Annotated in this window: 8 protein-coding genes; 6 read left to right on the top strand and 2 right to left on the bottom strand. The window is 66.8% G+C overall.

From position 1 onward, the window contains the following. From ACK5JE_RS05705 to ACK5JE_RS05680, 6 genes are all read left to right on the top strand, one after another. A complete protein-coding gene (locus ACK5JE_RS05705; protein WP_416800731.1) occupies positions 1–1,122 on the top strand; it encodes a YncE family protein in 1,122 nt (373 codons plus the stop codon). 2 nt (positions 1,123–1,124) lie between these two features. Beyond that, positions 1,125–2,363 (top strand): isochorismate synthase, encoded by a 1,239-nt coding sequence (locus ACK5JE_RS05700; protein WP_416800730.1) that lies wholly within the window; start codon positions 1,125–1,127, stop codon positions 2,361–2,363. An 82-nt stretch (positions 2,364–2,445) separates the two neighbouring features. Then, positions 2,446–3,120 (top strand): isochorismatase family protein, encoded by a 675-nt coding sequence (locus ACK5JE_RS05695; RefSeq protein ID WP_416800729.1) that lies wholly within the window; start codon positions 2,446–2,448, stop codon positions 3,118–3,120. Then, positions 3,117–3,965, top strand: a complete 849-nt coding sequence (gene dhbA, locus ACK5JE_RS05690) for a 2,3-dihydro-2,3-dihydroxybenzoate dehydrogenase (RefSeq protein ID WP_416800728.1) — start codon at positions 3,117–3,119, stop codon at positions 3,963–3,965. The genes ACK5JE_RS05695 and dhbA overlap by 4 nt, the downstream gene beginning before the upstream one ends. A 263-nt stretch (positions 3,966–4,228) precedes the next feature. Then, entirely contained in the window at positions 4,229–8,962 is a 4,734-nt protein-coding gene (locus tag ACK5JE_RS05685; RefSeq protein WP_416800727.1) for a glutamate synthase-related protein, read from the top strand. A gap of 14 nt (positions 8,963–8,976) precedes the next feature. Beyond that, positions 8,977–10,440: a glutamate synthase subunit beta gene (locus ACK5JE_RS05680; protein WP_416800726.1), complete on the top strand. Its 1,464-nt coding sequence runs from the start codon at positions 8,977–8,979 to the stop codon at positions 10,438–10,440. 105 nt (positions 10,441–10,545) lie between these two features. Here ACK5JE_RS05680 and ACK5JE_RS05675 read toward each other — a convergent pair whose 3' ends face one another. Together ACK5JE_RS05675 and ACK5JE_RS05670 are read right to left on the bottom strand one after the other, a co-directional pair. Then, positions 10,546–11,805 (bottom strand): TRAP transporter large permease, encoded by a 1,260-nt coding sequence (locus ACK5JE_RS05675; protein ID WP_416800725.1) that lies wholly within the window; start codon positions 11,803–11,805, stop codon positions 10,546–10,548. Then, positions 11,802–12,314, bottom strand: coding sequence for a TRAP transporter small permease (locus ACK5JE_RS05670; RefSeq protein WP_416800724.1), 513 nt, complete (start codon positions 12,312–12,314; stop codon positions 11,802–11,804). The genes ACK5JE_RS05675 and ACK5JE_RS05670 overlap by 4 nt, the downstream gene beginning before the upstream one ends. Positions 12,315–12,329 lie beyond the last annotated feature (15 nt).

The raw sequence follows: 12,329 nt of genomic DNA, 5'->3' as shown, positions 1-12,329 counted from the left end.
ATGCACACTTCCTCCACCCCGCATCCGACAGGGCATCGCAGCGCCCGCATCCTGCTGGCCGGCATGGCCCTGGCTCTGGCGGCTGGCTGCACCACGACCCGGCAGGCTACCCAGACACCGGCTGCGCCGCAGCCGACGTCGCCGGCCTGGTCTTTCGTGGCGCAAACCGCTGAAATGCCCGCCGGCGTCTACCAGAGCGTCTACAGCCCCCGCACGCAGCAGCTGTACGCGGCGGCGGCGGTCGGTCGCCCGCCCGTGAAGACCTCCAGCCTGTTCGTCATCGACCCCGCCAGCCTGCACATCGTCAACGCCATCACGCCAGCCGCGCAAGCCAGCCGGACCGACGGGCAGGTACAGGCCGTCTATGGCCTGACCGTGGACGAGACCCGCGGCCAGATCTGGGCCACGAACACCCGCAGCGGCTCGGTCGCCGTCTACCGGCAATCGGACCTGTCCCTGGTCAAGCAGTTCCCCGACGAGGTGACGCCCCACGCACGCGATGTCGTGATCGACACGGCGCATCGCCGGGCCTACGTCTCCTCGCCCGCCTCGAACCTGATCCATGTGTTCGACAGCGTCACGCTGCAACAACTGCCGGACATCGCGCTGACCGGGGCCGGCGACGCGCCCAAGCCCATGAGCCTGGCGCTGGACGCCGATCACCAGCGCCTGTATACCGTCAGCCTGAACACCTCGGAAGTCTTTGCCGTCGACACGGCCTCGGGCCGTCAGGTCGCCCGCTACACGGTCCCCGGCGCCCAGGGCGGCGCGGGCATCGCCGTGGATGACAAGGCGCAGCAGATCTATGTGACAGCCCAGAAATCCGGTGACCTGACCGTGCTGGATGCCCGCAACGGCGAGGCGCTGCGCCGGATCGCGACCGGGGCGGGCGCCCTGAATGTCGCCTTCGATCCGATGCATCGCCTGGCATACGTCGCCAATCGCGGCGCGGGCAGTGTCACCGTCGTCGATGACCAGGGCGAGATCCAGGCTCAGGTGAACACCGGGTCCGCCCCCAACCATATCGCACTGGATCCGCAGGGCACCGCCTGGGTGATGGTGAAAAAGAGCCGGAACGACCCGCGCCGCGACCGTCTGGTGCGCATCGAGCCCCGTCGCTGATCATGGACCTGCCCGCTCGCCCTCTCCCGGCTGCGGACGCTGGCGTTCTGGCCGGCTTCCGGCCCGGCGACAGTCTGTTCACCGCCCGGGGACAAGGCCTGCACGGCCAGGGCTGCCTGCTGCAAGCCGCCGCGCGCGAGAATGTGGCGGCCTGCGCCGCCGACCTGCTCGTCGAGGCGGCCGCCCGGTACGCCGAAACGGCAGCCACCACGCGGGATGAGACCCGCGAGGCCCGCACGACCGATCCCGCCGGCGCCACCTGCGCGCCCGACGCCCGGCCCCTGCTGCTGGGCCTGCTGCCCTACGACCCGGCCGGGCCGGCGCCGGCCCTGTTGCGCGTGCCCCGGACCCTGCGCCGTCTCACGGCGCCGTCGGGTCTGTCCGCGCCGCGCGGTTGCGCCATCCTCCGGCGCCGGGAACAACCCGATCAGGCCGGCTACGAACGCGGTGTCTGCGCGGCGCTCGAACAACTGGGCCTGAACACCGGCCTGCGCAAACTGGTGCTGGCCCGGACCCTGGAACTGGAACTGGAACGGCCGCTGAACCTGCCCGAGGTGCTGGCGCGGCTGTGGCAGGCCAGCCCGCACGGCCACACCTATGCGCTGCCCGTGTCCGACACCGGCGAGATCTATTTTCTGGGGGCCAGCCCGGAACTGCTGGTGCGCCGGGAAGGCCGCCGGGTCCAGGTTCACCCGCTGGCGGGCACCGCCGCGCGCCACGCCGATGCCGCCGAGGACGCCCGCATCGCCCGGGCGCTGCTGGACTCGCCCAAGGACCGGCTGGAACATGCAGTCGTGATCGAGGCCATCGAGGCCGCGCTGCGGCCGCTGTGCCGCAGGCTCGACATCCCGGCGCAACCGGGCCTGACATCGACGGCCCGGCTCTGGCACCTGGGCACCCGGATCGAGGGGGAACTGGCCGATCCCGCGATCAGCGCCCTGGACCTGGCCATCGCGCTGCATCCCACACCCGCCGTCTGCGGTCTGCCCACGGCCGACGCCCGGCGCGCCATCGCGGCGCTCGAACCGTTCGAGCGCGGATATTTCGCCGGGGCGGCAGGCTGGTGCGACGCCAGCGGCGACGGCGCCTGGGCCGTCGCGATCCGCTGCGCGCACGCCCACGGCTCCCGGCTGACGCTGTCGGCGGGCGCCGGCATCGTGCCCGGATCGGTTCCCTCGCTCGAATACCAGGAAACCGGCAACAAACTGCGGACCGTGCTGGACGCGCTGGGGCTCGTTTGAACCGTTCCCGGCGCGTTTCCTCCCCACGGCCTCTGACGCATGGCCCGGCGCCCTCGATCCATTCTTCCCGGAGTCCCGTCTCATGAGCATTCCTTCCCTGGCGGCCTATGCCATGCCCCGCCAACCCGTGAGCAACCGCGTGGGCTGGCGCCCGGACGCGCGCCGCGCCGCTTTGCTGATCCACGACATGCAGGACTATTTCCTGGGCAAATACGATGTGACGCAAGCCCCGATCCCGGACCTGATCGCCGCCATCGACCGCCTGCGCAAGCGCTGCCGCGACCAGGGCATCCCCGTGTTCTACACGGCGCAGCCGCCCGTGCAGCCCGAGGCCGACCGGGCGCTGCTGAACGATTTCTGGGGACCGGGCCTGACCGCGCCGGCGCACCAGGCCGGCGCGCGCATCGTTCCGGCGCTGAGCCCGCATCCCGACGACACCGTGCTGACCAAATGGCGCTACAGCGCCTTTCAGCGCTCCGACTTGCGGGAACGGCTGCACGCGCTGGGCCGCGATCAGCTCATCATCACGGGCGTCTATGCCCACATCGGCTGCCTGGCCACCGCGCTGGAGGCCTTCATGCAGGACATCCAGCCCTTTCTGGCGATCGATGCCTGCGCGGACTTCAGCCCGCAGGATCATCACATGGCCATCACGCATGTCGCGCAACGCTGCGGGGTCAGCCTGACGGTCGACGAAATTCTCACCGCCCTGGCCTCGAACGCCGCCGCCACCTTCTCCCGGGAGACTCACGCATGAACACCCCGTCCGATCCAGGCCGCCTCGGCGCAGCCGCGCACCCCCTTGCCGATTTTCAGGACCGCCACCTGCTTGTCACCGGCGCGGCCAGCGGGATCGGCGCGGCCGTTGCCCGTCAATTGATCGCCCGCGGCGCCCGCGTGTCGGCCGTCGATCTCGACGAGGCCGGTCTGGGACGCCTGCACACACACGCCGCGCAGGACGCACCGGGTCACGCCAGTCGGTCCGCCCGCCTGTGGACCGCCCCTCTGGATGTGCGCGATGCCGGACGGGTCGATCAGGTCATTGCTCAGGCCGAGGCGGCCCAGGGCCCGCTGCACGGCCTGGCCAGTGTCGCCGGCGTGCTGGAAATGGGAGAGGTCGCCGAGCTGACCGACGCGCAATGGCAGCGCTGTTTCGACATCAACGCCACCGGAGTCTTTCATGTCTGCCGCGCCGTCGCCCGGCGCCTGCGCGAGCGCCGCGAAGGCGCGATCGTGACCGTGAGCTCGAACGCCGCCACCACGCCGCGCGCGGGCATGGCGGCCTATGCCGCCTCCAAGGCAGCCGCGACCCAATTCAGCCGCTGCCTGGGCCTGGAGCTGGCCCCGCACGGCATCCGCGTCAACATCGTCTCGCCCGGTTCCACCGATACCGCCATGCAGCAGGCCATGTGGGCGCTGGGCAGTTCGCGCGAAGCCGTGATCGCCGGCGATCCGGGCCGCTGGCGCCTGGGCATTCCCCTGGCGAAGATCGCCCGGCCCGATGAAATCGCCGCTGCCGTCCTGTTTCTGCTCTCGGACCAGGCCAGCCACATCACCCTGCACGATCTGCGGGTCGATGGCGGCGCGACGCTGGATCGCTGACTCGACGGCGCCACCACACTCCAGGGCGGGGCCTTCATTTGTTCGCCCTGGAGATCACCTTCTATACTTAAAGCAATCGCATCATGGCATTGTTTTTCTTTCATTGACTTTGATCCGTCCCTATATTTTATATCAAGATATATGGATAATAATAAATAGGGACGGATCATCTGAAAACCTATTGTCAGTAAGGACTTGGGGCGGTAACGTCCACCTTCTGCCGCTCGTTGCGGCCTCCGTATTCCGCTTTGCGAGTCCCGAACATGACCCAACCCGTCTCCTGTCCCCCCGGCCTGCCGACCGCCCAGGGTCTTTACCGTCCCGAACAAGAACACGACGCCTGCGGGGTCGGTTTCGTCGCCCACATCAAGGGCAACAAGAGCCATTCCGTCATTCAACAGGCCCTGAAGATCCTGGAAAACCTCGATCATCGGGGCGCGGTCGGCGCCGATGAACTGATGGGCGACGGGGCGGGCATCCTCATCCAGATCCCCGACCAGCTCTACCGCGAGGAAATGGCCGCCCTGGGCGTCACCCTGCCGCAGCCCGACGACTACGGCGTGGCCATGGTGTTCCTGCCCAAGGAAACCGCCTCACGACTGGCCTGTGAGCGCGAACTCGAGCGCGCCGTGCGCGATGAGGGTCAGGTCGTGCTCGGCTGGCGTGACGTCCCCGTGGATCGCGACATGCGCATGTCGCCCACCGTGCGCGCCTGCGAGCCGGTCATCCGCCAGCTTTTCATCGGCCGCGGCCCCGACATCATGGTGCCCGACGCGCTGGAGCGCAAACTCTACGTCATCCGCAAGACCGCCAGCCACGCCATCCAGCGCATGCAGCTCGCGCACGGGCAGGAATATTTCGTGCCCTCGATTTCGGTGCGCACCGTCGTCTACAAGGGCCTGCTGCTGGCCAACCAGGTGGGCGTGTACTACCGGGATCTGGCCGACACCCGCGCCATCTCGGCCCTGGCGCTGGTGCACCAGCGCTTTTCCACCAATACCTTCCCGGCCTGGCCGCTGGCGCACCCCTACCGCATGATCGCCCACAATGGCGAGATCAATACCGTCAAGGGCAACTTCAACTGGCTGCGCGCCCGCGAAGGCGCGATGAGCTCGGCCGTACTGGGCGAAGACCTGGGCAAGCTCTACCCCATCGTCTACGAGGGCCAGTCCGACACCGCCACCTTCGACAACTGTCTGGAACTGTTGGTCATGTCGGGCTATTCGCTGGCCCACGCCATGATGATCATGATCCCGGAGGCCTGGGAGCAGCACGCCGACATGGACGAGTCGCGGCGCGCCTTCTACGAATATCACGCCGCCATGATGGAACCCTGGGACGGCCCCGCCGCCGTGGCCTTCACCGACGGTCACCAGATCGGCGCCACGCTGGACCGCAATGGCCTGCGTCCGGCGCGCTATCTGATCACCGACGACAACATGGTGGTCCTGGCGTCAGAGGCCGGCACGCTGCCGATCCCCGAGCACCGCATCGTCAAGAAATGGCGCCTGCAACCCGGGCGCATGCTGCTGATCGACCTGCAGCAGGGCCGCATTATCGAAGACGAGGAGATCAAGTCCCAGCTCGCCAACGCGCACCCCTATCCGCAATGGATCGAACGCCTGCGCCTCAAGCTCGACGACCTGCCCGCCCTGAAAGCCGATGACCCGCCCGCGCCGTCCGCCAGCCTGCTGGACCGCCAGCAGGCATTCGGCTGGACCCAGGAGGACCTCAAGTTCATTCTGGAGCCCATGGCAAAGAACGGCGAGGAAGCCATCGGCTCGATGGGCAACGACGCACCGCTGACCGTGCTGTCGGACCGGCCCAAGCCCTTCTACAACTATTTCCGCCAGATGTTCGCCCAGGTGACCAATCCGCCGATCGACCCGATCCGCGAACAGATGGTCATGTCGCTGGTGTCGTTCATCGGCCCCAAGCCCAACCTGCTGGACATCAACAACGTCAATCCGCCGCTGCGCCTGGAAATCAGCCAGCCGGTGCTGGATCAGGCCGCCATGGCGCAATTGCGGCACATCAGCCGCCAGACCGGCGACAAGTTCCGCTGCTGCGAACTGGACATCGTCTACCCGGTGGCCTGGGGCCGCGAGGGGATCGAGGCCTGCCTGGCCTCGCTGTGCGCGACCGCGGCCGATGCAGTGCTCAGCGGCCACAACATCCTGCTGATCAGCGACCGCCGCGTGGACGCCGAGCATGTCGCGATCCCCGCGCTGCTGGCCACGTCGGCCATCCACCAGCATCTGATCCGCGCCGGACTGCGCACACGCACCGGCCTGATCGTGGAAACCGGCTCAGCGCGCGAGACGCACCATTTCGCGCTGCTGGGCGGATACGGCGCCGAGGCCGTGCACCCCTGGCTGGCCCTGGAAACGCTCGCCGCGGGGATCGGCCCCCATGCCGAGCCCGGCGCGCCGGCGGCGCTCACCAACCCGGCCAAGGCCACGGAAAACTACATCAAGGCGATCGGCAAGGGCCTGAAAAAGGTCATGTCCAAGATGGGCATCTCGACCTACATGTCCTATACCGGCGCGCAGATCTTCGAGGCCGTGGGCCTGCACGACAGCCTGGTCAAGAAATACTTCACCGGCACACCCAGCAACATCGCGGGCATCGATATCTTCCAGGTGGCCGAAGAGGCCCTGCGCACCCACCAGGCGGCCTTCAGCGCGGACCCGGTGCTGGCCGATGCGCTGGACGCGGGCGGCGACTATGCTTTCCGCATCCGCGGCGAACAGCACCTCTGGACGCCGGATTCGATCGCCAAGCTGCAACATGCCACGCGCGCCAACAACTATTCGACCTTCAAGGAATACGCCCAGCTCATCAACGACCAGTCGCGCCGTCACATGACGCTGCGCGGCCTGTTCGAATTCCGCGTCGATCCGGCCCAGGCCATCCCCTTGTCGGAGGTCGAGCCCGCCAAGGAAATCGTCAAGCGATTCGCCACCGGCGCCATGTCGCTGGGCTCGATTTCCACCGAGGCGCACGCGACGCTGGCCGTCGCCATGAACCGCATCGGCGGCAAGTCCAATACCGGCGAAGGCGGCGAGGATGCGCTGCGCTACCGCGCCGAGATGCGTGCGGGCAAGCCGACGGTGCGCAAGGGCGACAGCCTGGCTTCCGTGCTGGGCGCGGAGCGTATCGCCGCCAATGTGCCGCTGGCCGCCGGGGATTCGCTGCGCTCGCGCATCAAGCAGGTGGCCTCGGGGCGCTTTGGCGTCACCGCCGAATACCTGTGCAGCGCCGATCAGATCCAGATCAAGATGGCCCAGGGCGCCAAGCCCGGCGAGGGCGGACAACTGCCGGGCCACAAGGTCACGGACTATATCGCGCAACTGCGTTATTCGGTGCCGGGCGTGGGTCTGATTTCCCCGCCGCCGCACCATGACATCTACTCCATCGAGGATCTGGCGCAACTGATCCACGACCTGAAGAACGTCAACGAACGCGCCTCGATCTCGGTCAAACTGGTGGCCGAGGTGGGGGTGGGCACGGTGGCCACCGGGGTGGCCAAGGCCAAGGCCGACCATGTGGTCATCGCCGGGCACGACGGCGGGACGGGGGCCTCGCCCGTGTCCTCGATCAAGCATGCCGGCATCCCCTGGGAACTGGGGCTGGCCGAGACGCAGCAGACGCTGGTGCTCAACCGCCTGCGCAACCGCATCCGCGTGCAGGCCGACGGCCAGATGAAGACCGGACGCGACGTGGCCATCGCCGCCATGCTGGGCGCCGACGAGGTCGGTTTCGCCACGGCGCCGCTGATCGTCGAAGGCTGCATCATGATGCGCAAGTGCCACCTGAACACCTGCCCGACGGGGGTCGCCACCCAGGACCCCGAGCTGCGCAAGAAATTCAACGGCAAGCCCGAATACGTCGTCAATTACTTCTTCTTCGTCGCCGAAGAGGTACGCGAGATCATGGCGCAGCTCGGCATCCGCACATTCGACGAGCTGATCGGCCGTTCGGACCTGCTCGACATGCGCAAAGGCATCGATCACTGGAAGGCGCAGGGGCTGGACTTCGGTCGCATCTTCCATCAGGTGCCCACCGAGGATCCGGTGCATCACACGGAAGGCCAGGACCACGGCCTGGCGCACGCGCTGGATCATCAACTGATCGAACGCAGCAAGTCGGCGCTGGAGCGCGGCGACAAGGTGTCCTTCATCACCCCGGTGCGCAACCGCAACCGCACCATCGGCGCCATGCTGTCGGGAGCGGTGGCCCTGCGCTACGGCCACGAGGGCCTGCCCGACGACACCATCCACATCCAGTGCAACGGCTCGGCGGGACAGAGCTTTGGCGCTTTCCTGGCGCATGGCGTGACCATGGATCTGGTCGGCGAGGCCAACGACTACGTCGGCAAGGGTCTGTCGGGTGGCCGCCTGGTGCTGCGCTCCCCCAATGATTTCCGCGGTTTCGGCCCGGATCACATCATCGCCGGCAATACGGTGCTGTACGGTGCCACCGACGGCGAGGCCTATTTCAACGGCGTGGCCGGCGAACGTTTTGCGGTGCGTAATTCGGGCGCCATCGCCGTGGTCGAAGGCACGGGCGATCATGGCTGCGAATACATGACGGGCGGAACCGTGGTGGTGCTGGGCGAGACAGGCCGCAATTTCGCGGCCGGCATGTCCGGCGGCATCGCCTATGTCTGGGACCCGAAAAAGGTCTTCGCGCAACGCTGCAACACGGGCATGGTGCGCCTGGATCCGCTGGAGACCGACGAGACCCAGCGACAGGCCGATGAACCGCAGTTCTGGCACAGCCAGGACCGGCACAGCCCGCGCGAGACCGACGAGATGATCCTGCGCCGGCTGGTGGAAAACCATTTCCGCTCCACCGGCAGCTTCCGCGCCCGGGAAATCCTGGATGACTGGAATCAGGCGCGCCGCGCCTTCATCAAGGTCACTCCGATCGAATATCGCCGCGCCCTGGGTGAACTGTGGCAGGCCGCCCAGACCCAGGCCCAGGCCGCCTGAAGGAACATCGCATCATGGGAAAAATCACTGGTTTCATGGAATTCTCCCGGGTCGCGCCGACCTATGAGGCTTCGGAATCCCGCCTGCGTCACTGGAAAGAGTTCGTCTCGCCGCTGACCGACGAAGAGGCCCGCGTCCAGGGCGCGCGCTGCATGGACTGCGGGGTGCCGTTCTGCACCCACGGCTGCCCGGTCAACAACATCATCCCGGACTGGAACGACCTGGTCTATCGCCAGGACTGGAAGCGGGCGCTCGACGTGCTGCTGTCGACCAACAACTTTCCGGAGTTCACCGGCCGCATCTGCCCCGCCCCCTGCGAGGCCGCCTGTACGCTGAACCTGAACGACGTCGCGGTCGGCATCAAATCGATCGAGCACACGATCATCGAGCGCGGCTGGCAGGAAGGCTGGGTGGTGCCGCAGCCGCCCGCGCGCAAGACGGGCAAGCGGGTCGCCGTGGTCGGCTCGGGGCCGGCCGGCCTGGCCAGCGCCCAGCAACTGGCGCGCGCGGGACACAGCGTGACCGTCTACGAAAAGAACAACCGCATCGGCGGACTGCTGCGCTACGGAATCCCGGACTTCAAGCTGGAAAAATCCCACATCGACCGGCGTCTGGCGCAGATGGAGGCCGAAGGCGTGGAATTCCTGCCCTCGACCTACGTGGGTCTGGCGGAGCATGCGGAGGACGGGCTGACCGTCGTGACTCCCGACGAACTGCTGGCGCAATACGATGCCGTGGTGCTGTCGGGCGGTTCCGAACAGCCGCGCGATCTGCCGGTGCCGGGCCGCGAGCTGCGCGGGGTGCATTTCGCCATGGATTTTCTGCGCCAGCAGAACAAGCTCAACCGTGGTGACCGCATCGCCAAGCCGATCAGCGCCAAAGGCAAGCATGTGGTGGTGATCGGCGGCGGCGACACGGGATCGGACTGCGTGGGGACGAGCAACCGCCAGGGGGCGGCGTCGGTGACACAGTTCGAGCTGATGTTCCGCCCGCCGGAGGAAGAAGACAAGCTGCTGACCTGGCCCTACTGGCCGATCCGTCTGCGGACGTCATCCTCGCACGAGGAAGGCTGCCAGCGGGACTGGGCGGTGGGCACGCAGGCCTTCGAGGGCAAGGGCGGCAAGGTCGAAAAGCTGGTCGCCACGCGCCTGGAATGGCTCAAGGACAAGGCCACGGGCCAGATGAAAATGCGCGAGGTCAAGGACTCGAAGTTCGAGATCCAGGCCGATCTGGTGCTGCTGGCGATGGGCTTCGTGTCGCCGGTGCGCTCGGTGCTGGATGCCTTCGGGGTCGAAGTCGACGGACGCGGCAACGTGCGGGCGAACACGGACGATTACTGCAGCTCCAGGGCCAAGGTCTTTGCCGCGGGCGACATGCGGCGCGGGCAATCGCTGGTGGTCTGGGCGATCCGCGAGGGACGCCAATGCGCGCGCTCGGTGGACGAGTATCTGATGGGGTCGACGGTCCTGCCGCGCTGAACCGGGCGGCATTCATCCGACTCGCCGGATCGGCACGACAAGGGCCGGGGCGGGCTTTGGCCCGCTCCGGCCCTTGTCGTGCGTCCCGATGCGCGTGTCCACTGCCTAACGCAACGTCAAGAACGGGAGATAGCTGAACAGCGCCAGAATCAGCAACGTGGCCCCGTAGAACGGGATCAATTCCCGCGTCGCCTGGATGATCGACACCCGTGCAATGGTGCTGGATATGAACAAGGTCGTCCCGACCGGCGGGGTGAACAGCCCGATGCTCAGATTGAGCACCATCATCAGGCCCAGCTGCAAGGTATCGAGGCCGATGGTCTGCGCCAGCGGCACAAAGATCGGGCCCAGCAGCAGGATGGCTGCGGGCAGGTCAATGAACATGCCGACCACGAGCATGATGCCGTTCATCGCCAGGATGATGAGCCATGGCTCCTTCAGCGTCGCCACGCACCAGGCGGCAAAGCTTTGCGGAATCTGAGCATAGGTGGCCAGCCACCCGACTGCGGACGATCCCATGATCACCAGCATCACCACCCCGGTGGAGACCCCGGCGCTGATGATCGCCGAGCGAAAGCGCGCCAGCGTCATGTCACGATAGACGAATACCCCCATGGCCAGCGCGTACAGCGTCGCCAGGACCGAGACCTCCGTCGGGGTAGCCACACCGAAACGCAGCAGCACCAGGATCATGATCGGCAGGATCAGGGCCGGCAAGGCCTTCCTGAAAAGCACCCGGAACCTGGGCCAATCGAACGCCGTGGGGCGATAGGGAAAATCGCGCATCCGGGCGGACAGATTGCAGACGACCACAAAGACGGCCACGATCATGAGGCCCGGCAGCACGCCGGCAAAAAACAGCGCGCTGATCGACTCCCCCGAGACCAGGGAATACAGAATCAATGGAATCGAAGGAGGGATCAACACCGCGATCATGGCCGAGGCCGCATTGTTGGCCGCCGTGAAACCGGCCGGATAGCCTTCCTTTTTCTGCCACGGGATCAACATCGATCCCAACGCGGTCGCATCGGCCACGGCCGAGCCCGAGACCCCGCCGAATACCGCCGAGCCGACCACCGAAACCGACCCCAGACCGCCACGATAGCGCTGTACCAGCGTCGTGGCGAAGTCGATCAGATTCTGCCCCAGCTCGCCGCTCATCATCAGGCTTCCGGCCAGGATGAAGAAGGGCAGCGCCAACATCGGAAAGGACTGTGTGGGCGCAAACATCTGCTGGGCGATGACCAGGAGCGGCGGAAAATCGGAGGCGGCCACCGCCACACCGGAGGCGATCATCAGGACATGGCCCACCGGCACGGCCAGGAACAACAGGCAGAAAAACGTCACGCTGAGTATGAGCATCATGTCGCACTCTCCTCGGGGTTGGGCTGTGGAAGCGCATCCTTGCCGTCAAGCATGACCCGCAGCAGAATGGTGAGGCTGCTCAATACCGTCCCGGCCGCGGCGAACATCAGGGCGTAGTAGCCCCAGCTTCCGGCGATACCCAGCAGCGGGCTGCGCTCGACCGAGACGATGTCGGCCACCTGCCAGGCCACGGTGAACAGTACGCCATAGGCCAGCGCGACCAGCACCTGGATGACGATCGCCAGCAGGCGACCGCCCAGCTCACCCATGAACTTGTAGGCGAAATCGACGGCGATATGGCTGCCACGCTGCGTGGCAAGCACGATCCCGGCGGCAATCATCCAGGGAAACAGCTGGGCCGGAACCTCACTGATCCATTCGATGCCTCCTTGTTCGAGGGCATATCGCACGATCACATTGGCACCCAGCAACACCAGCAGTACCACCGTCGTCGCCATCACCAGGAATTCGCAAACCCGGGCGATCACGGCATCGAGCACGGTCGTCATGCGCCACACCCATGA

The organism is Castellaniella sp., from assembly GCF_047971665.1.
GTDB lineage: Bacteria > Pseudomonadota > Gammaproteobacteria > Burkholderiales > Burkholderiaceae_B > Castellaniella.
Note: the sequence above shows the minus strand (reverse complement) of the source record. Positions and strands in the feature narration are given on the sequence as shown.

Coding starts and splice junctions, on each gene's coding strand:
- ACK5JE_RS05705 (WP_416800731.1), top strand. CDS start 1: ATGCACACTTCCTCCACCCCGCATCCGACAGGGCATCGCAGCGCCCGC.
- ACK5JE_RS05700 (WP_416800730.1), top strand. CDS start 1,125: ATGGACCTGCCCGCTCGCCCTCTCCCGGCTGCGGACGCTGGCGTTCTG.
- ACK5JE_RS05695 (WP_416800729.1), top strand. CDS start 2,446: ATGAGCATTCCTTCCCTGGCGGCCTATGCCATGCCCCGCCAACCCGTG.
- dhbA (WP_416800728.1), top strand. CDS start 3,117: ATGAACACCCCGTCCGATCCAGGCCGCCTCGGCGCAGCCGCGCACCCC.
- ACK5JE_RS05685 (WP_416800727.1), top strand. CDS start 4,229: ATGACCCAACCCGTCTCCTGTCCCCCCGGCCTGCCGACCGCCCAGGGT.
- ACK5JE_RS05680 (WP_416800726.1), top strand. CDS start 8,977: ATGGGAAAAATCACTGGTTTCATGGAATTCTCCCGGGTCGCGCCGACC.
- ACK5JE_RS05675 (WP_416800725.1), bottom strand. CDS start 11,805: ATGATGCTCATACTCAGCGTGACGTTTTTCTGCCTGTTGTTCCTGGCC.
- ACK5JE_RS05670 (WP_416800724.1), bottom strand. CDS start 12,314: ATGACGACCGTGCTCGATGCCGTGATCGCCCGGGTTTGCGAATTCCTG.